This window comes from Rhodovulum tesquicola (assembly GCF_024128855.1).
GTDB lineage: Bacteria > Pseudomonadota > Alphaproteobacteria > Rhodobacterales > Rhodobacteraceae > Rhodovulum > Rhodovulum tesquicola.
In genome coordinates this window covers 1-19692 of record NZ_JAMYDV010000033.1, presented here as the reverse complement: position 1 = coordinate 19692, position 19692 = coordinate 1, and the positions used below count along the sequence as shown (strand labels likewise).

Sequence of the window (19692 nt, the reverse complement as noted above, 5' to 3'; positions counted from 1 at the left end):
CATTCGGCGCTTGGCGGAAGGACACCGGTTGAGGCCCATCAGGGCCAAGACCTGAAGGCGGCGGCATGATCAACAGGCAAGCTTAGCAACGCCGCAAATCTGTCCAGAAAACGGGGACCACCTCACATCCTCCCCCTCGAAAGCCCCGCCCTTCTTCTGGCTGGAAATATCCCGGGGGGTCCGGGGGGCAGCGCCCCCCGGCGGGTCGCCCCGGCGCAAGCCGGGGCGAAACCCGAAAAGGCGCCCCCTTGCAACGAAACCGCCCCCGCCATCGCTGGCGGGGGCAATCCCTGTCCGGCTCGCGAGGGCCGCTTATTCCTCGCGGCTCTCGGGCGTTTCGACGAGGCCGAAATCATCTTCGTCCGGCTCCATCACGTCCATCGGGGCGACAAGCGCGGCCGCCGCCTCGGCCTCGGCGCGACGCGCCTCGATCACCTTCTGGTCGCGCTCGGAGGCGATCCGGCGCACGCGCTGGCTGGCCCCGCCGGTGCCCGCCGGGATCAACCGGCCGACGATGACGTTCTCCTTCAGCCCGACCAGCTTGTCGCGCTTGCCCTGCACGGCCGCCTCGGTCAGCACCCGCGTCGTTTCCTGGAAAGAGGCGGCCGAGATGAAGGACCGGGTCTGGAGCGAGGCCTTGGTGATGCCGAGCAGGATCGGCTGGCCCTCGGCGGCGCGCCCGCCCTTGGCCATGACCTTCTCGTTGACCGCGTCGAACTCGGCCTTGTCGACATGCTCGCCCTTCAGCAGCGTGGTGTCGCCCGACTCGAGGATCTCCCACTTCTGCAGCATCTGGCGGACGATCACCTCGATATGCTTGTCGTTGATCTTCACGCCCTGCAGCCGGTAGACCTCCTGCACCTCGTCGATCATGTAATTGGCCAGCGCCTCGACCCCCATGATCGCGAGGATGTCGTGCGGCGCGGGGTTGCCGTCCATGATGTAGTCGCCGCGCTGGACATAGTCGCCCTCCTGCACGGGGATGTGCTTGCCCTTGGGCACCATGTATTCCACCGGCTCCAGCGTATCGTCGGCAGGTTCGATGGTGATCCGGCGCTTGTTCTTGTAGTCGCGTCCGAACCGGACATAGCCATCGATCTCGGCGATGATCGCGTGGTCCTTGGGACGGCGCGCCTCGAACAGTTCCGCCACGCGGGGAAGACCCCCGGTGATGTCCTTGGTCTTGGCGCCCTCGCGCGGGATCCGCGCGACCACGTCGCCGGCCTTGATCTCCTGCCCGTCTTCGATCGAGAGGATCGCATCGACCGACATCGGGTAGGTCACCGGGTTGCCCTGCTCGGTGCGGACCGGTTCGCCGGTCTCGGGATCGACGATGAAGATCTCGGGCTTGAGATCGCCGCCCTTGGGCGCGGTACGCCAGTCGGTGACGATCTTCTGGGTCATGCCCGTCGCGTCATCGGTCTCGTCACGCACCGAGATCCCGGTATAGAGGTCCACGAACTTGGCCACGCCCGCCTTTTCGGCGATGATCGGCAGGGTGTAGGGGTCCCATTCGAACAGCTTGTCGCCGCGCTTGACCGTGGCGCCCTCGGTCACGAAGACCTTGGTGCCGTAGCCGGTCTTGAAGCTCGCCCGCTCGACCCCGTTCTCGTCGATGATCGCAAGCTGCATGTTTCGGCCCATCACGATCTGGTCGCCCGAGGCATTCTCCAGCAGGTTCGGGTTGCGGAACTCGATCCTGCCTTCCTGGCTGGCCTCCTGGAACGATTGCTGGCCACCCTGGGCGATGCCGCCGATGTGGAAGGTCCGCATCGTCAGCTGGGTGCCCGGCTCGCCGATCGACTGGGCGGCGATGATGCCGACCGCCTCGCCGACATTGACCATGGTGCCGCGGGCAAGGTCGCGCCCGTAGCAGGCGGCGCAGACGCCTTCCTCGGCCTCGCAGGTCAGCGGGCTGCGGATGCGCACCGTGGCCACGCCGGCCTTCTCGATCGCGTCGGCCTTGCGCTCGTCGATCAGTTCGTTGCGGCTGACCAGCACCTCGTCGGTGCCGGGTTTCAGCACGTCATCGGCCGAGACCCGGCCCAGCAGGCGCTCGGACAGCGAGGCCACGACCTCGCCATCGTTGACCGCCGCCTCGCAGGTGATCGCCTTGTCGGTGCCGCAATCGTTCTGACGCACGATGCAGTCCTGCGCGACATCCACCAGACGCCGCGTCAGATAGCCCGAGTTCGCGGTCTTGAGCGCGGTATCGGCCAGGCCCTTGCGGGCGCCGTGGGTCGAGTTGAAGTATTCGAGAACGGTCAGACCTTCCTTGAAGTTCGAGATGATCGGCGTCTCGATGATCTCGCCCGACGGCTTGGCCATCAGGCCACGCATGCCGCCCAGTTGCTTCATCTGGGCGGGCGAGCCGCGCGCGCCCGAGTGGGACATCATGTAGACCGAGTTCGGCTCCTTCTCGGCGCCGGTGTCGTCCACGCGGACGGCCGAAATCTCGGCCATCATCGCGGCGGCCACCTCGTCGGAGCATTTCGACCAGGCATCGACGACCTTGTTGTATTTCTCGCCCTGGGTGATCAGGCCGTCCATGTATTGCTGCTCGAACTCCTTGACCTGGTCGCGGACGCCCTCGACGATGGTCCATTTCGTCTCGGGAATGACCATGTCGTCCTTGCCGAAGGAGATGCCCGCCTTGAACGCCTCCCTGAAGCCCATCGACATGATCTGGTCGCAGAAGATGACAGACTCCTTCTGGCCGCAATAGCGGTAGACGGTATCGATGACCTGCTGCACCTCCTTCTTGCGCAGAAGACGGTTGACCAGTTCGAACGGCGCCTTGGCATTCAGCGGCAGCAGCGCGCCCAGACGCACCCGGCCGGGCGTCGTCTCGTAACGCTTCATCACCTCGTTGCCATGCTCGTCGATCTGCTTGATCCGCGCGGTGATCCTCGCGTGCAGATGCACCTCGCCCGCGTCCAGCGCGTGCTGGACCTCGTCGACATCGGCGAAGGCCATGCCCTCGCCCTTCATGCCCTGGCGTTCCATCGAGACGTAGTAGAGGCCCAGCACCATGTCCTGCGAGGGCACGATGATCGGCGCGCCGTTGGCGGGCGACAGCACGTTGTTGGTGGACATCATCAGCACGCGCGCCTCGAGCTGGGCTTCCAGCGAAAGCGGCACATGGACGGCCATCTGGTCGCCGTCGAAATCGGCGTTGAAGGCCGAACAGACCAGCGGGTGAAGCTGAATCGCCTTGCCCTCGATCAGGATCGGCTCGAAGGCCTGGATGCCCAGACGGTGCAGCGTGGGCGCCCGGTTCAGCAGGACCGGGTGTTCGCGGATCACCTCGTCAAGGATGTCCCAGACCTCGGGGCGCTCCTTCTCGACCAGCTTCTTGGCCTGCTTCACGGTCGAGGACAGCCCCTTTGCCTCAAGCCGCGAGTAGATGAACGGCTTGAACAGTTCCAGCGCCATCTTCTTGGGCAGGCCGCACTGGTGCAGTTTCAGCTCCGGCCCGGTCACGATGACCGAGCGGCCCGAGAAGTCCACGCGCTTGCCCAGCAGGTTCTGGCGGAACCGGCCCTGCTTGCCCTTGAGCATGTCGGACAGCGACTTCAGCGGGCGCTTGTTCGCACCCGTGATGACGCGGCCGCGGCGGCCGTTGTCGAACAGCGCGTCCACCGATTCCTGCAGCATCCGCTTTTCGTTGCGCACGATGATGTCCGGCGCGCGCAGCTCGATCAGCCGTTTCAGACGGTTGTTGCGGTTGATGACCCGGCGGTAAAGGTCGTTCAGGTCCGAGGTGGCGAAGCGGCCGCCATCGAGCGGCACCAGCGGGCGCAGTTCCGGCGGAATGACCGGGATCACGGTCAGCACCATCCACTCCGGCCGGTTGCCGGATTCAAGGAAGCTTTCGACGACCTTCAGCCGCTTGATGATCTTCTTGGGCTTCAGCTCGCCGGTGGCCTCCTTCAGTTCCTCGCGCAGCCGCTCGGCCTCGGCCTCGAGGTCGATCTGGGCCAGCATGTCGCGGATCGCCTCGGCGCCGATCCCGGCGGTGAAGGCGTCCGAGCCGTACTGGTCCTGGGCGTCGAGATATTCTTCCTCGGTCATCATCTGGCCGTAGGAAAGGTCGGTCAGACCCGGCTCGATCACGACGTAGTTCTCGAAATAGAGGACGCGCTCCAGATCGCGCAGCGTCATGTCCAGCATCAGGCCGATGCGGCTGGGCAGCGATTTCAGGAACCAGATATGCGCGACGGGGGCGGCCAGTTCGATATGGCCCATGCGCTCGCGGCGGACCTTCTGCAGCGTCACCTCGACGCCGCATTTCTCGCAGACGACGCCGCGATACTTCATGCGCTTGTACTTGCCGCACAGGCACTCGTAATCCTTGATAGGCCCGAAGATCCGCGCACAGAACAGCCCGTCACGCTCGGGCTTGAAGGTGCGGTAGTTGATCGTCTCGGGCTTCTTGATCTCGCCATAGGACCAGCTGAGGATCCGTTCCGGCGAGGCAAGCGAGACCTTGATCTCGTCGAACTGCTTGGGCGCGGCGAGCGGGTTGAAGGGGTTCGTGGTCAGTTCCTGGTTCATCGTTCGATCCTTGAAAGGCTGGCGGAAAGGAGGAAGGGCGGTGGGTTGGCACCCACCCTACGAAACCGGCGTAGGGTGGGTGAAACCCACCATTCGGGGCTTGCCCTACTCGTCCTCCTCCGCGTCCAGGAGTTCCATGTTCAGCCCGAGGCCGCGGACTTCCTTCACCAGAACATTGAAGGATTCCGGCACGCCGGCCTCGAAATTGTCCTCGCCCTTGACGATCGACTCGTAGACCTTGGTCCGGCCTGCCACGTCGTCGGATTTCACCGTCAGCATCTCCTGCAGGGTGTAGGCCGCGCCATAGGCTTCCAGCGCCCAGACCTCCATCTCGCCGAAACGCTGGCCGCCGAACTGGGCCTTGCCGCCCAGGGGCTGCTGGGTGACCAGGCTGTAGGGTCCGGTCGAGCGCGCGTGGATCTTGTCGTCCACCAGGTGGTGCAGCTTGAGGATGTACTTGACGCCCACGGTCACGGGGCGGGCAAAGCGCTCGCCCGTTCGGCCGTCGAACAGCACCGACTGCCCCGAGGTGTCGAAGCCCGCGCGTTTCAGCGCGTCGTTGACATCGGCCTCCTTGGCGCCGTCGAAGACAGGCGTCGCGATCGGCACGCCGCGGGTCACCGTCGCGGCGGCCTCGATCAGGGTTCCCTCGTCCATGTCCCTGATGCCCTCTTCGTAGACATCGTCGCCATAGGCCAGCCGCATCGCCTCGCGCACCGGGGTCAGGTCGCCCGTGCGCCGGTATTCGCCCAGCGCATCGTCGATCTTGATCCCCAGGCCGCGCGCGGCCCAGCCCATATGGGTTTCGAGGATCTGGCCCACATTCATCCGCGAGGGCACGCCCAGCGGGTTGAGGACGATATCGACGGGCGTGCCATCCGCGAGGAAGGGCATGTCCTCCATCGGCACGACCTTGGAGACGACGCCCTTGTTGCCGTGGCGGCCGGCCATCTTGTCGCCGGGTTGCAGTTTGCGCTTCACCGCGATGAAGACCTTGACCATCTTCATCACGCCGGGCGGCAGGTCGTCGCCGCGGCGCACCTTTTCGACCTTGTCCTCGAAGCGGTGGTCGAGCGCGCGGCGCTGGGCCTCGAACTGGGCGTTCAGCGCCTCGACCTCGGCGGCGTCCTGTTCGCCTTCAAGCGCCAGTTGCCACCACTGACCGCGCGAGAGCGAGGCCAGCAGATCCTCGGTGATCTGTGCGTTCGCGGGGACGCCCTTTGGTCCCTTGACCGCCACCTTGTCCAGGATCATCGACTTCAGGCGCGCATAGATGTTGCGCTCGAGGATCGCCAGCTCGTCATCGCGGTCGCGGGCCAAGCTTTCCACCGCCTCGCGCTCAATCTGCAGCGCGCGCTCGTCCTTGTCGACGCCGTGACGGTTGAACACGCGCACCTCGACCACGGTGCCGTAATCGCCCGGCGGCAGGCGCAGCGAGGTATCGCGCACGTCGGACGCCTTCTCGCCGAAGATGGCGCGCAGCAGTTTTTCCTCGGGCGTCATCGGGCTTTCGCCCTTGGGCGTGATCTTGCCCACGAGGATGTCGCCCGGGCCGACCTCGGCACCGATATAGACGATGCCCGCCTCGTCGAGATTGCGCAGCGCCTCTTCACCAACGTTCGGGATGTCGCGGGTGATTTCCTCGGGTCCGAGCTTGGTGTCGCGGGCGGCAACCTCGAATTCCTCGATATGGATCGAGGTGAAGACGTCATCGCGCGCGATGCGTTCCGAGATCAGGATCGAGTCCTCGTAGTTGTAGCCGTTCCAGGGCATGAAGGCGACGATCACGTTGCGGCCGACCGCCAGTTCGCCCATGTCGGTGCAGGGTCCGTCGGCGATCACCTCGCCCTTGGTGACCGTATCGCCCACCTTCACCAGGGGACGCTGGTTGATGCAGCTGTTCTGGTTCGAGCGCTGGAACTTGCGCAGGCGGTAGATGTCCACGCCCGCGTCGCCGAGTTCCAGATCCTCGGTGGCCCGCACGACGATCCGCTGGGCATCGACCTGGTCGATGACGCCCGCCCGGCGCGCCTGGATTGCGGCGCCACTGTCGATGGCGACCTTGCGCTCCATCCCCGTTCCGACAAAGGGCGCCTCGGCCTGGATCAGCGGCAGCGCCTGTCGCTGCATGTTCGAACCCATCAGCGCGCGGTTGGCGTCGTCGTTTTCAAGGAACGGAATCAGCGAGGCGGCGACCGACACCAGCTGTTTCGGCGACACGTCGATCAGGTCGACGCTTTCGCGCGGCGCCATGGTGTATTCGCCCGACTGGCGGGTGTTCACCAGATCGTTGACGAAGCGGCCCTGCTCGTCGAGATTCGCGTTCGCCTGGGCGACGGTGTGGCGCATCTCCTCGGTGGCGGACATGTAGTTGACCTCGTCGGTCACCTGTCCGTCGACCACCTTGCGATAGGGCGTCTCGATGAAGCCGTACTTGTTCACCCGCGCGAACGTCGCGAGGCTATTGATCAGGCCGATATTCGGGCCTTCCGGCGTCTCGATCGGACACATCCGGCCGTAATGGGTCGGGTGCACGTCGCGCACCTCGAAGCCCGCGCGCTCCCGCGTCAGGCCGCCCGGGCCAAGCGCCGAGAGGCGGCGCTTGTGGGTGACTTCCGACAGCGGGTTGGTCTGGTCCATGAACTGCGACAACTGGCTGGAGCCGAAGAACTCGCGCACCGCGGCGGCCGCGGGTTTCGCGTTGATCAGATCCTGCGGCATCACCGTGTCGATCTCGACCGAGGACATCCGCTCCTTGATCGCGCGCTCCATCCGCAGCAGGCCGACGCGATACTGGTTTTCCATCAGTTCGCCGACCGAGCGCACCCGGCGGTTGCCGAGATGGTCGATATCGTCGATCTCGCCCTTGCCGTCGCGCAGTTCCACCAGCGCCTTGATGCAGGCGATGATGTCGTCGCGGCGCAGGGTGCGCTGGGTGTCGGGCGCGTCGAGCGCGAGGCGCATGTTCATCTTGACCCGGCCCACGGCGGACAGGTCGTAGCGTTCGGCATCGAAGAAAAGCGTTTCGAACAGGTTCGTCGCGGCCTCGACGGTCGGCGGCTCGCCCGGACGCATGACGCGGTAGATGTCCATGAGCGCGGTGTCGCGGCCCATGTTCTTGTCCGCCGCCATGGTGTTGCGGATGTAGGGACCGACGTTGATGTTGTCGATGTCGAGCACCGGGATCTCGGTGATGCCGGCATCCAGCAGAGCCTTGAGCGTGCCGCCCGACACTTCGCCATCGCGGTCGAGATCCCAGGTCAGTTCGTCCCCGGCCTCGACATAGATCGCGCCGGTCTCCTCGTTGATGATGTCCTTTGCGACATAGCGGCCGACGATCTGGTCGAACGGCACCAGGAGCTCGGTGACCTTGCCCTCCTCGATCAGCTTCTTGACCTGGCGCGGCGTGACCTTGTCGCCGGCCTTGCAGATCACCTCGCCGGTGGCGGCATCGACGAGGTCATAGGTCGGACGCGTGCCGCGCACCCGCTCGGGGAAGAAGCGGGTAACCCAGCCGCGGTTCTTTTCCAGCCGGAACTGGACGGTGTCGTAATAGGCATCCATGATGCCTTCCTGGTCGAGCCCGAGCGCGTAAAGCAGGGTCGTGACCGGCAGCTTGCGGCGGCGGTCGATGCGCGCGAAGACGATGTCCTTGGCGTCGAACTCGAAATCCAGCCACGAGCCGCGATAGGGGATGATGCGGCAGGCAAACAGCAGCTTGCCCGAGCTGTGCGTCTTGCCCTTGTCATGGTCGAAGAAGACGCCCGGCGAGCGGTGCATCTGGGAAACGATCACCCGCTCGGTGCCATTGACGATGAAGGTGCCGTTCGGCGTCATGAGCGGCATGTCGCCCATGAACACGTCCTGCTCCTTGATGTCCTTGACCGACTTGGCGCCGGTATCCTCGTCGATGTCGAACACGATCAGCCGCAGCGTCACCTTCAGCGGGGCCGCATAGGTCATGTCGCGCTGCATGCATTCGTCGACATCGTATTTCGGCTTTTCAAGCTCGTATTTCACGAACTCCAGCACCGACGTCTCGTTGAAATCCTTGATCGGGAAGACCGACTGGAACACCCCTTGGATGCCCTCGCCGTCGGCGGGCGCCGGTCCGTCGCCCGAGTTCAGGAAAAGGTCATACGAGGACTTCTGCACCTCGATGAGGTTCGGCATCTCCAGCACTTCGCTGATCTTGCCGTAATATTTGCGGAGTCGCTTCTGGCCAAGGTAGGTCTGCGCCATGTCTGTGGTCTCACCTTTCGTCTGTCGCGTCTGCGCGATGCCGTCGGGCCACGGCCGCGCGCCGCTCACGAAACAGGGGGAGAGGTTCAATTCCTGCAAGCCGTCCCACCGGCCGCTCCCGAACCTCGAACCGCGCCTTGAAAAGGGCTTGGGCGATGCAAGCCCTTTTCAAGACAGGTTCGGCCGGACCCGGGATTCGTCCCCCGGACCCAGCCTTGTCATGCGGATCGCGGGCAGCATGCCCGCGCCCGGATCACTTGAGCTCGACTTCGGCCCCAGCCGCTTCGAGCTTGCCCTTGATCTCTTCGGCTTCCGACTTGGAGACCTGCTCCTTGACGGCCTTGCCACCGGCCTCGACGAGGTCCTTGGCTTCCTTGAGGCCGAGACCGGTGATCGCGCGGACTTCCTTGATCACGTTGATCTTGTTGGCGCCGGCGCTCTTGAGGATCACGTCGAACTCGGTCTGCTCTTCGGCGGCGGCGGCATCGCCACCGGCGGCGGGACCGGCCATCATCACGGCGCCGCCGGCGGCGGGCTCGATGCCGTATTCGTCCTTCAGGATCGTTTTCAGTTCCTGGGCCTCGAGCAGCGTGAGGTTCACGATCTCTTCGGCAAGTTTCTTCAGATCAGCCATTTTCTGTTCCGTTCTTTACACATGTTCTGTTCCAACGCGAGGCCGGTGCGGCCCACGCGGGATCACGAAGTTGCTCAAGCGGCTTCCGCACGCTCCTCGATGGTCGAGAGGATGCTTGCGATATTGGAAGCGGGCGCGCCAATGGCACCGGCGATGTTGCTGGCGGGTGCACCGATGCAGCCGACGATCGAGGCGATAAGCTCCTCGCGCGACGGCATGTCGGACACTGCCTTGACACCGGCCCGGTCCAGGGCCGTCTCACCCATCGCCCCGCCGAGGATCTCGAATTTCGAGTTGTCCTTGGCAAAGGCTTCCGCGACCTTGGCTGCCGCCACGGGGTCTTCGGAATAGGTGAGCACGGTCATGCCCGTCAGAAGGCTGGCGATGCTGGCGCAAGGCTTTCCTTCCAGGGCGATCTTGGCGAGCCTGTTCTTGGCGACGCGTACGGATCCGCCCGCCGCACGCATGCGCGCGCGCAGATCCTGCATCTCGGCAACCGTGAGACCCGCGTAGTGTGCAACCACCACGACGCCAGAGCTTTCGAAGATCTGGCCGAGTTCCTCGACCACTTTCTCTTTCTGGGCTCTATCCACAGTTTCACTCCAGTTTGGGGGTCTCCCCCCGGCTCAGGTCTGCCGGACCGAAGTCCGGCGTTCGGGTCCGCGAGGTCCCGAGGCCAGGATCGCCCGAAGGTCAGACCTTCGCGAAATCTGTCTCGTTTCCCCATCTCGGGAAGGACATTAAGCGCCCCCAGCGGGCCGCACCCTCCGTCTCGGACAGGACGGGGCGTCGCCGCCCCGCCATTCCCGGGCACGAGACCCGGAAATTCGCGTGAGAATAGGCGTCAGCCTATTCTTAATCAATTGCCGGTTGCCGAGGCAACATCGACCGAAACACCCGGCCCCATGGTCGAGCTGAGCGACACCTTTTTCATGTAGGTGCCCTTGGCGCCCGAGGGCTTGGCCCGGCTGACTGCACCCACGAAGGCGCGCACGTTCTCGACCAGCTTGCCCTCGTCGAACGAGGCCTTGCCGATGCCGGCATGCACGACGCCTGCCTTCTCGGCACGGAACTGCACCTCGCCGCCCTTGGCGTTCTTGACCGCTTCGGCCACGTCCATCGTCACAGTGCCGACCTTGGGGTTCGGCATCAGGTTGCGCGGGCCGAGGATTTTCCCCAGCCGCCCGACGACCGGCATCATGTCCGGGGTCGCGATGCAGCGGTCGAACTCGATCGTGCCGCCCTGGATCGTTTCCATCAGGTCCTCGGCACCGACGATCTCGGCACCAGCCGCCCGGGCCTCGTCGGCCTTGGGGCCGCGGGCAAAGACCGCAACGCGAACATCCTTGCCGGTGCCGTTGGGCAGCGTCACGACGCCCCGCACCATCTGGTCGGCATGCCGGGGATCGACGCCCAGGTTCAGCGCGATCTCGACCGTCTCATCGAACTTGGCGCTCGCGTTCGCCTTGATCAGCGCGACCGCGTCCTCGACGCTGAGGTTTTCCTTGCCAGCGACGGCTGCGCGCGCTGCGCGCACACGTTTTCCATGCTTTGCCATCGCGCTTACCCCTTCACCTCGATGCCCATTGAACGGGCCGACCCCAGGATGATCTGCATCGCGCCTTCGATGTCGTTGGCGTTCAGATCCTTCATCTTCGTCTCGGCGATCTCGCGCACCTGCGCCACCGTCACCGTGCCCGCAACGTCGCGGCCGGGCTTTTCCGAGCCCTTGGCACGGTTGCGCTTGCCGACCGGCTTGAGACCCGCCGCCTTCTTCAGGAGGAAGGACGCAGGCGGCGTCTTGATCTCCATCGCGAAGGACTTGTCCTGGTAGTAGGTGATGACCGTCGGACAGGGGGCGCCGGGCTCCAGATCCTGGGTCTTGGCGTTGAACTGCTTGCAGAATTCCATGATGTTGATGCCGCGCTGACCGAGCGCGGGACCAACGGGCGGGCTGGGATTCGCCTGGCCTGCCTTCACTTGCAGCTTCAGCTTGCCGATTACCTTCTTGGCCATAAGGCCCTCTCCTTCTTCTCACCGCGCCGGACCCACGCGAGGGTGGCGCATCGGTTTAGTGGTCCGGCGTTCGGGCGCGCCCGCCCGCCTCCCACGGCTTCGCGTCAGCCCCCCTTGGAGACCTGCGTGAATTCCAGTTCGACCGGCGTTGCCCGACCGAAGATCGACACCGTCACCTTCAGGCGCTGGTTGTCGTCATCCACTTCCTCGACCATGCCCGAGAAGCCCTCGAACGGGCCGTCAGTCACGCTGACATTCTCGCCGATCTCGTAGGTGATGAGCGAGCGCGGCTGCACCTCGCCCTCCTCGACCCGGTTCAGGATCTGGTTCACCTCCTCGTCGCGCATCGGCATCGGCTTGCCCTGCGGGCCCAGAAAGCCCGTGACCCGGTTGATCTGGCTGATGAGGTGATAGCCGCGATCGCTCATGTCCATGCGCACCAGCACATAGCCGGGCATGAAGCGGCGTTCGGCGGTCACCTTCTTGCCGCGGCGGATCTCGATCACCTCTTCGGTGGGCACGAGAACCTCTTCGATCTCGTCCTCGAGACCGGCATCGGCGACGGCTGTCCTGATCTGTTCGGCGACCTTTTTCTCGAAGTTCGAGAGCACGCTCACCGAATACCACCGCTTCGCCATCTTGCCCCTTACCTCGCGTCCACCGGCCTTGGGCCGTTTTCTCTTTGCGACCTACGCTTTCCGGAACAAAAAACAGCGCGCAACCCGAATCGATGCACGCCGGAGCCCAGAACAGCGTTCGCCTTACAGATGTGATCCCCACCTTTCAAGCCCGCTGGCCTGAAAATCGGCAGGCTCAGCCAAAAAAGCCTAGGATCAACTGAAGCCCCGAGCGGATCATCCAGTCCACGAAGAAGAAGAAGATCGCCGTCAGGGTTGCCATGATCAGGACCATGACGGTGCTCAGACCGACCTCGCGCCGGGTCGGCCAGACGACCTTGGAGACCTCGGACCGGGTCTGCTGGATGAACTGGAGCGGATTGGCCATGGCCGTGATGGTCCCGTTTCTCGTGCCGATAGGGGGCGAGATACGCGCTCGGCGCCGAGATTGCAAGGGCGCAGGTCCGGACTGGCGGCGCCCTAGTCGCGGTCCGTGTCGGCCGAGAGACGCGAGAACGGATCGTCGCATCGTCCCCGGCGGCCTCCCGCGAGAAGGCCGCATGTCCGTGCGATTCCGATCAACCGCCCCAGAAGGAAAACCCCGCCCCCCAGCCCGAGCACCGCGAAGGCGATGCCGATCAACTGGGGGTCGGGCGCGCCCTCCGGGACGAAACCGGGCAGGACGGGGGCGGGCAGGGTCAGCTCGGATAGGGCGGCGACTGGCGGTGTGGATGACGGCGGATCGGCCGCCGGGGCGACCAGCCACTTGGCGCCCGGCGCCTCGCGCGCCGCAACCGCCGCGGGCAACGCCATCGCGCCCACCCAGACCCGTATCGCAAGGTTTCCGCGCATTTTCCCCATGCCCTGCCAGCGCCGTCATCGCGCGCACCCGGATGGATCCTGCGCGACCTCCGGGTCATCGCAGGATGGCGTGGCGGCGATAAGGCGCCGCATGGGCGGTTCGGCGGCATGTGCGGAGAATGGGCCTGGCAGGGGCGGAGGGCGGCGCGGCATCCCATGGAATCAAAGCACTAGCTTGCCCAACCGGCGCAACTCGGGGCGTTGAAAATTCAGCGGAAACGCCGAAAGTGACCAACCGTCCTCACTTCTGCCCCCTCGAATTCCTCGGCGGGAGGGTCACAGCATGATGCGCGTTCAACGCTTCGGCTCGGCCCCCGCCGCAGGCGCGCATCTGTGGGAAGCCAAGGCACACATGCGGATTGAACACAACGACGAGGACGCGGCGATTGCCACCATGCTCGGCGCTGCGACCCGCGACCTCGAGCAATACGCAGGCATCGCCCTGCTGACGCAGACGATCCGCCTGGGCCTGAGCGGATGGCCGTCAACGGGCATCATCAATCTGCCCATTGGCCCGGTGCAGAACGACGCCAGTGTGACCGTGCTGATGAAGGGGCAGACCTTCGATTGGTTCCGGGTTTTGCCGAGTGCGCGCGCCCAGCTCTTTCTGGTGGGCAGGTGGACTCCCGATCTGGGCGCGGCCGATCTGGTGATCGAATACCCGGCCGGGTTCGGCACCATCGAGGACGTGCCCGAGGATCTGCGCCTTGCGGTCATGGATCAGGTCGCCGCGCTCTATGACGCCCGCGGCACGGGCGACCCGAAGACCATCGCCATGTCACCCCACGCGGCCCGGATCGCGGCCCGGTATCGGGGGGTGCGGCTATGATCAACCGTTTCGAGTGGCTGAAGGCCGTGCTTCAGGCCGATGTTTCGGACAGCGCCAAGGCGCTGGCGAGTGCCCTGTCCGTCCAGTTTGCCAACGATGGGACGGGGCAGATCAACCCCAGCCGGAAGACATTGGCCGACTACCTGGGCAAGTCCGAGAAGACGATCAAGCGCGCCGTGGCCGAGCTTGAGGGTTCGGGGTGGCTCGCCCGCACGGCCGGGCGCGGGCGCGGCAACTCAACCGAATACGCGCTCCTGGCGCCCGGAAATGTCGTGCCGCTGCGCCCCGTCAACGGCGCCGGAAAAGGGGTCACGCGCGACCCGAAAAGGGGTCACGAACGCCCCCTTTTGCAGCCCGGAAAAGGGGTCAAACCTGTCCGGGAAAAGGGGTCAAACCTGTCCACCCCCATTATAAGGAAGGAACAATCATCTGAACAAAAGGGGCGCGCGCCCGAACGCGACGCCCCAGCCTGCCCGGTTGTCAGCGAGCGGATCGTCCGAGACGACGACCCAGCGTTGCACGAGTGGCGGGCGTGGCTGGCTGAGAAGGGGTGGGGCACGCTTGAGGGCCTTGGCCTTCTCCGGCCAGGACAGGGCTACGCATTGCCGCTGCGATGGCCGCCCCTGCCCCACGACGCCGTGGGCAACCGGCAGGCCCGCGCCTTCTTCGAATGGGTGGATGCTCAGCGAGACGGGCAGGCCGCGAGAGCGAGCGCGGGGGCGGCATGAGCGAGACGAGGAAGGCAACGAGGAAGTGGCGCAAGGCGGACGGCTCGCCCTTGCCGCCGCCAGCGCCGAAGCCGAGCGCGCCCGCGATCATCGGACAGCCTGACCTGTTCTCTGCGGGTCCCAATGCCGCGACTTTTGCCCCGGCGGGGAACCGGGGGTGTAACCTTTCAATTTTCGCGCCCGGCGGGGAACTGGAAAACGCGGCCCCCGCCGAAAGAGCTATGCGTTTCATGGAAGGCAGTGGGCTTGAAATCCCGGAAGGTCCGAACGCTGGCCAGCCGGTGAAGCTTGCGCCGTTCCAGCGCCAATTCATCGAGGGCGCGCTTGCCCCGGATGTGACCGCGGCGATTCTCAGCATCGGGCGCGGAAATGGAAAATCCGCGATCACGGCCGGGCTGGCGCTCGGCGGCCTGGTCGGGATCTGGGATCGCCAGCCCCGGCGCGAGATCGTCGCCGCCGCGCGGACCCGCGACCAAGGCCGGATCATCTGGGACTTCGTGGCGGGCTTCGCCGCGTCCCTGCCCCTCGAGATCCAGCACCGGCTGATCTACCGCCGCGCCCCGCGCCTCGAGATCGAATACGAGGGCGACGGCGGCGGCCACGTTCTGCGCGTGATCGCGGCGGACGGCAAGTCGGCCCTGGGCGGCGCCCCCACGATGGCGATCCTGGACGAACGCGGGCATTGGGCGCTGGACCGGGGCGACGAGCTCGAACACGCGCTTCTGTCCGGCCTCGGCAAGCGGGGCGGGCGCGCGTTCCTGATCAGCACCTCGGCGCCCGACGACACCCACCCGTTTTCCAAGTGGATAGACGAGCCTCTGCCCGGTTCCTACGTGCAAGAGCATCGCCCGCCGCCCGGCCTTCCGGCCGATGATCGCGACTCGCTGATCCTCGCCAACCCGGGTGCCGAGCACGGAATAGGTTCCTCGCTCGACTGGCTTGAGGGGCAGGCCCGGCGCGCAATCGCCCGGGGTGGATCGGCGCTCTCGACCTTCAAATTGTATAATCGAAATGAAAGGGTTAGCGGCGAGACCCGCGACCTTCTGCTGACCTTGGACGAATGGCTGGCCTGCGAGGTGGACGAGCTGCCCCCGCGCGAGGGCGAGGTGGTGATCGGGATCGACCTGGGCGACTCGGCCAGCATGACGGCCGCCGCCTTCTACTGGCCTGCGACCGGGCGGCTGGAAGCCGTGGGCGCCTTCCCTTCCATGCCCTCGCTGCTGGACCGCGGCCAGGCGGACGGCGTGGCGCGGCGGTATGTCGAGATGGAGGAACGGGGCGAGCTGTTCACCATCGGGGACAAGACCGTGCCCGTCGCGCCGTGGCTGGTCGAGGTGATGCGCCGCGTGGTGGATCAGCCCGTCGCGGCCGTGGTTGCGGACAGGTTCCGCCAGGCGATGCTTGGCGAGGCGTTGACCCGGGCGGGCATCCGGGCGCCGATGCTCTGGCGCGGAATGGGGTTCAGGGACGGCAACGAAGACGCAGAGCGGTTCCGCCGCGCCTGCTTCGACGGGCAGGTGCACGACAAGCCCAACGCCTTCGACGCCGACGAGATCGAGGCAAAGGTCCGCGACATTCTGAGGGGAGTGTGAAGCCATGTCGGGCCGCGCTGCGACCGTCAAGCAGGCCGACCTGACCCGCTATATCGCGGGGACGATCAAGGCTGGCGTGGTGGTGGGCAAGATCAAGGTCAGCCCAGACGGGACCGTGACGATTATTCCCGCCGGTATGCCGGGCGAGGACGGCCCAAATCCTTGTGACAGGCTTCTGGACTGATGAAGCGGCGAAACCCCTTTCTCGGCGTCTCTCGCGTCACCGACCGACACGGCAAGGTGCGCTGGCGGTTCCGGCGCAAGGGGTTCTCCGCGTATCTGCAAGGGCCGTATGGCTCGGCCGAGTTTCGCGCGGCCTATGAAGCGGCAGTTGCCGAGGTGAAGACACCCGCCCCGACCGCACGCTTTCCCCATGGCTCGCTCGGCTGGCTCATCACGCATCACCTCGCTTCCCCGCGCCACGCTCGAAAGGCCGCGTCGACCCGCGACACGCTGCGCCGCGAACTCGACTGGCTGCGCGAGGTGGCGGGCGATCTGCCGGTGACAGGCTTCCGGGGGCGCCATACCGAGGCGCTGATGGCGAAGAAACCGGGACCGGCCGCGCAGAACCGCGTGCGCGCCAACCTGTCGCTGATCTTCAATCACGCGATCCGCCTCGAGCTGATCGCGGCCAATCCGGTTCGGGGCACCGACAAGGTTGCCCACCGAACGGACGGCTACCACACATGGACCGAGGCGCAGATCGCCCGGTTCCTGGATTTTCACGGGCCGGGCACGAAAGCGCGGCTGGCGATGCTCCTGGCGCTGAACACCGGGGCGGCGCGGCAAGACCTCGCCAAGCTTGGCTGGCAGAACGTCAGCGGCGGGCGGATCGCATACCGGCGCGGCAAGACGGGCGTAGAGGCTGATTTGCCCATCCTGCCCGAGCTGGCGGAAGAGCTGCGGCGCGTCCCGCGCGACCAGATGCTTTTCCTTCCGACGCAGGCCGGGGCAGCGCACACCGCGGCCGGTTTCGGCGCATGGTTCAAGGATCGCGCCGTGGAGGCAGGAATCGACGTTCCATCCGCGAACGTGCACGGGCTGCGGAAAGCTGGCGCGACCAAGCTTGCCGAGAACGGCGCGACCGAATGGGAGATCGCCGCTTTCCTCGCTCACGAGAACACGAAAATGGCCGCTGTCTATGTCCGCAAAGCATCGCGGTCAACGCTCGGCACCGCCGCCTTGGCCCGACTCGACGGGCCGAAAAGGGAACAAAGCTTGTCCAACCTGTCGGCGCGGTTGGACAAGTCGAGCAAGAAAAGCGAGGGATAACATGACGTTAAAGAACGGCCTGGCAGGGGCGGAGGGACTCGAACCCCCGGCCCTCGGTTTTGGAGACCGATGCTCTACCAACTGAGCTACACCCCTAGGCCGAGCCCCGGTTACGTCACCGGGGCGGCGGAATCAAGCCCGGTTTTTCGTCCGCGATCTGGTTTCGCGGCCGCCCGGGTGCTAGGCCGGGCGCCATGACCGCCCTGCCCGATCCCGAGACACGCGATCTGTTCGACGCTGCGCCATGGGCCGCGCTGGCGCAGGCGGAACTCGGGGCGGCTGCGGGCGTGCCGACGATGCTGGACGCCGGGGAGCAGCGGCTTTATCTCTGGCTTGCGCGCAACTGGGCGCGGGGCGCGGGGGCCATCGTCGATCTGGGCTGTTTCGCGGGCGGTTCGACCGCGCGGCTGGCCGAGGGGCGGCGGCAGGCGGGGCATCGCACGTCCATCCATGCCTTTGACCGGTTCACCGCCTCCGAGGAGTTGAAGGCCCGGATGCTCTATCCGGCGGGCATCCCGCCCTTCGCGGGCGGGAACATCCTGCCGCTGGTGCGGCGCCTGCTGTCGCCCTGGGACGCGTTGGTCACGCTGCATCCCGGCGAGATCGCGGACCAGCACTGGTCCGACGGGCCGATCGAGATCCTGGCGATCGACGCGGCGAAATCGGACGCCATGGCCGATACGATCGCGGCGCGGTTTCTTCCCGGCCTGATCCCGGGCGGGTCGGTGGTGATCCAGCAGGACTATTTCCACTGGCGCCAACCCTGGCTGGCGGCCCAGATGGCACGGCTGGCCGACTGCTTCGTGCCGCTTGCCGTGTGCCCACCGACCAGCGCGGTCTTCCTGTGCACCCGCGCACCCGATGCCGACATGCTGGCGCGGGCGGCCTGCACCGGGCTGGACGACGCCGCCCTTGCCACGGGGCTGGCGGCGGCGCGGGCGCAGATGGCGCGGTTCGGGCAGGCGGCGCGATTCGACCGGCTGGCGGCGGCGCTGGCGGCCAATCCGGGCGGGCGGGTCGCCTGGCGGATGCGCAAGCCCTGAACCGTCGGTCAGTCGGCGGATTTCCTGCCGGATCCCCGCGCGCTTTCCGACAGTTCGGCAAAGCGGTCCGGCACGAAGCGTGCACCAGACGATGAGCCGGGCGAAATCCTCGGTCGGGCGCAAAGGCAGAAGCGGCGAAGGCGCCATCCCGAAGGGCGGCGCGGGCGTGCCGGGCGGCGGCGCGGCTGTCTCGGCCATCTTCCAGAGGCCGAAATCGCCTTCGAGAAAGATCGGCCCGGACAGGATGTTGCCCATCATCAGGAAGAACAGGATCACCGCCGCGATGGCCCCCACCAGCAGCCGCACCCAGAGCGCGCCGGGGGAATAGACGACATCCATGTCGTTCCAGCGCAGATGCTCCATCCGCGAGGCATAGCCGAACAGCCGCGAGAAATAGGCGCCGACGATGCCGAAATACATCACCACGAAGAAGGCGCCGAATTTCGACGAGGCCCAACTCAGCAGACCATAGGCATCTTCCAGCGGCTTCGGCTGCAGGCTGTAGGAACTGCTCGGCTCCGGTCGCACCAGCACGGACGACAAAAGCTCGATCATCGGCCCGAAAAAGACCAGCGCGGTCGGCAGGCCGATGATCAGCAGACCAAGTCGCGTCAGCCTTGCCGAGACCTCGGAACGCTTCTCGCGCTCGGCGAACCGATAGGAATACTGCACGAACATGTCTTCAAGCAGCGTGATCGCGATGGCCCGCCGCGCGTCCAACCCCGCCGGTCCGGGCGGGACCGCGTCGAATCTGTCGCGCAGCACCTTGCGGCTGTTCAGGCCCAGTTCCTCGGCCTCGATGAACTTGCGGTCGGTCTCGGCCACCAGCCGCGTGTCGTCGAGCAGGCGGAACAGGCGCAGCTCGATCTGGTTGAGATCCGACCACTGCTCGGCAAAGCCCGGGCGCCGGGCACCGCCCCGATATTCGGTCTTCTCGATCAGGGCGTCGATCCTGCCGTCGCCCTGCCCGGCGTCCTCATAGAGAACATGAAGGTTCTGGCGGTAACTCAACCACCCATAGGGCGGCTTGGTCGCCTTGCGCCACCACATCGGTGCTGCCCCCGCTCGGCCGAAGAAGACGCGTGCAGGATAGCACCGGGCGCCGCGGGCCACCGACAGCGCATGGCGTCGCAGCGACGAAAAGGGGCGCGCCAGTGCGGGCGCGCCCCTCGTATCGGGCTGATGGGCCGGCTTTTGCCGGCCCGGCCGTGATTTCGGTTACTCGATGATCTTGGAGACGACGCCGGCGCCGACGGTGCGGCCGCCTTCGCGGATGGCGAAGCGGAGTTTCTCCTCCATCG

General features: G+C 65.9%; 18 protein-coding genes and 1 tRNA gene. 8 read left to right on the top strand and 11 right to left on the bottom strand.

Annotated features, from left to right (window positions below):
• Nucleotides 1-312: 312 nt before the first annotated feature.
• The 9 genes from rpoC to NHN26_RS16435 all read right to left on the bottom strand — a co-directional run bounded on the left by rpoC (nt 313) and on the right by NHN26_RS16435 (nt 12918).
• Complete coding sequence (rpoC, locus tag NHN26_RS16475) at nt 313-4557, bottom strand: DNA-directed RNA polymerase subunit beta' (RefSeq protein WP_253090430.1); 4245 nt, start codon at nt 4555-4557, stop codon at nt 313-315.
• Nucleotides 4558-4662: 105 nt separating this feature from the next.
• Nucleotides 4663-8799: a DNA-directed RNA polymerase subunit beta gene (rpoB, locus tag NHN26_RS16470; RefSeq protein ID WP_253090429.1), complete on the bottom strand. Its 4137-nt coding sequence runs from the start codon at nt 8797-8799 to the stop codon at nt 4663-4665.
• Between the two features lie 253 nt (nt 8800-9052).
• Nucleotides 9053-9433 (bottom strand): 50S ribosomal protein L7/L12, encoded by a 381-nt coding sequence (gene rplL, locus NHN26_RS16465; RefSeq protein ID WP_253090428.1) that lies wholly within the window; start codon nt 9431-9433, stop codon nt 9053-9055.
• Nucleotides 9434-9507: 74 nt separating this feature from the next.
• Nucleotides 9508-10026 carry a 50S ribosomal protein L10 gene (gene rplJ, locus NHN26_RS16460; RefSeq protein ID WP_132697042.1) on the bottom strand — a complete coding sequence of 173 codons (519 nt, stop codon included), beginning with the start codon at nt 10024-10026 and terminating at the stop codon, nt 9508-9510.
• A gap of 266 nt (nt 10027-10292) precedes the next feature.
• Nucleotides 10293-10991: a 50S ribosomal protein L1 gene (gene rplA / locus NHN26_RS16455; protein ID WP_253090427.1), complete on the bottom strand. Its 699-nt coding sequence runs from the start codon at nt 10989-10991 to the stop codon at nt 10293-10295.
• 5 nt (nt 10992-10996) lie between these two features.
• The gene (rplK, locus tag NHN26_RS16450) at nt 10997-11449 is read right to left on the bottom strand and encodes a 50S ribosomal protein L11 (RefSeq protein WP_132697038.1); all 453 of its coding nucleotides are present in this window, start codon (nt 11447-11449) and stop codon (nt 10997-10999) included.
• 104 nt (nt 11450-11553) lie between these two features.
• Entirely contained in the window at nt 11554-12087 is a 534-nt protein-coding gene (gene nusG / locus NHN26_RS16445) for a transcription termination/antitermination protein NusG (protein WP_253090426.1), read from the bottom strand.
• A 175-nt stretch (nt 12088-12262) separates the two neighbouring features.
• Nucleotides 12263-12454, bottom strand: a complete 192-nt coding sequence (gene secE, locus NHN26_RS16440; protein WP_132697034.1) for a preprotein translocase subunit SecE — start codon at nt 12452-12454, stop codon at nt 12263-12265.
• 92 nt (nt 12455-12546) lie between these two features.
• Entirely contained in the window at nt 12547-12918 is a 372-nt protein-coding gene (locus tag NHN26_RS16435; RefSeq protein WP_253090425.1) for a hypothetical protein, read from the bottom strand.
• 292 nt (nt 12919-13210) lie between these two features.
• On the opposite strand from NHN26_RS16435, the gene NHN26_RS16430 reads away from it, so the two are divergent.
• The 5 genes from NHN26_RS16430 (at nt 13211) to NHN26_RS16410 (ending at nt 17348) form a co-directional block, all read left to right on the top strand.
• Entirely contained in the window at nt 13211-13756 is a 546-nt protein-coding gene (locus tag NHN26_RS16430; protein WP_253090424.1) for a head-tail connector protein, read from the top strand.
• Nucleotides 13753-14484 carry a helix-turn-helix domain-containing protein gene (locus tag NHN26_RS16425; RefSeq protein WP_253090423.1) on the top strand — a complete coding sequence of 244 codons (732 nt, stop codon included), beginning with the start codon at nt 13753-13755 and terminating at the stop codon, nt 14482-14484. Before NHN26_RS16430 ends, NHN26_RS16425 begins: the two co-directional genes overlap by 4 nt.
• A gap of 281 nt (nt 14485-14765) precedes the next feature.
• The gene (locus NHN26_RS16420; protein ID WP_253090422.1) at nt 14766-16076 is read left to right on the top strand and encodes a terminase large subunit domain-containing protein; all 1311 of its coding nucleotides are present in this window, start codon (nt 14766-14768) and stop codon (nt 16074-16076) included.
• 4 nt (nt 16077-16080) lie between these two features.
• Nucleotides 16081-16260 (top strand): hypothetical protein, encoded by a 180-nt coding sequence (locus tag NHN26_RS16415; RefSeq protein WP_253090421.1) that lies wholly within the window; start codon nt 16081-16083, stop codon nt 16258-16260.
• Nucleotides 16260-17348, top strand: coding sequence for a tyrosine-type recombinase/integrase (locus tag NHN26_RS16410; RefSeq protein WP_253090420.1), 1089 nt, complete (start codon nt 16260-16262; stop codon nt 17346-17348). Before NHN26_RS16415 ends, NHN26_RS16410 begins: the two co-directional genes overlap by 1 nt.
• Before the next feature lie 20 nt (nt 17349-17368).
• Here NHN26_RS16410 and NHN26_RS16405 read toward each other — a convergent pair.
• Nucleotides 17369-17444: transfer RNA gene (locus tag NHN26_RS16405), tRNA-Trp, on the bottom strand.
• Nucleotides 17445-17542: 98 nt separating this feature from the next.
• Between NHN26_RS16405 and NHN26_RS16400 the strand changes: the two genes are divergently transcribed.
• The 3 genes from NHN26_RS16400 (at nt 17543) to NHN26_RS16390 (ending at nt 19603) form a co-directional block, all read left to right on the top strand.
• Nucleotides 17543-18391 (top strand): class I SAM-dependent methyltransferase, encoded by an 849-nt coding sequence (locus NHN26_RS16400; protein WP_253090419.1) that lies wholly within the window; start codon nt 17543-17545, stop codon nt 18389-18391.
• 79 nt (nt 18392-18470) lie between these two features.
• The gene (locus NHN26_RS16395) at nt 18471-18719 is read left to right on the top strand and encodes a hypothetical protein (protein ID WP_253090418.1); all 249 of its coding nucleotides are present in this window, start codon (nt 18471-18473) and stop codon (nt 18717-18719) included.
• Nucleotides 18720-18745: 26 nt separating this feature from the next.
• Nucleotides 18746-19603 (top strand): hypothetical protein, encoded by an 858-nt coding sequence (locus NHN26_RS16390; protein WP_253090417.1) that lies wholly within the window; start codon nt 18746-18748, stop codon nt 19601-19603.
• Between the two features lie 6 nt (nt 19604-19609).
• On the opposite strand, the gene NHN26_RS16385 is transcribed toward NHN26_RS16390, so the two are convergent.
• The coding region (locus tag NHN26_RS16385) for an EF-Tu C-terminal domain-related protein (RefSeq protein ID WP_092685645.1) at nt 19610-19692 on the bottom strand (83 nt) is incomplete at its 5' end.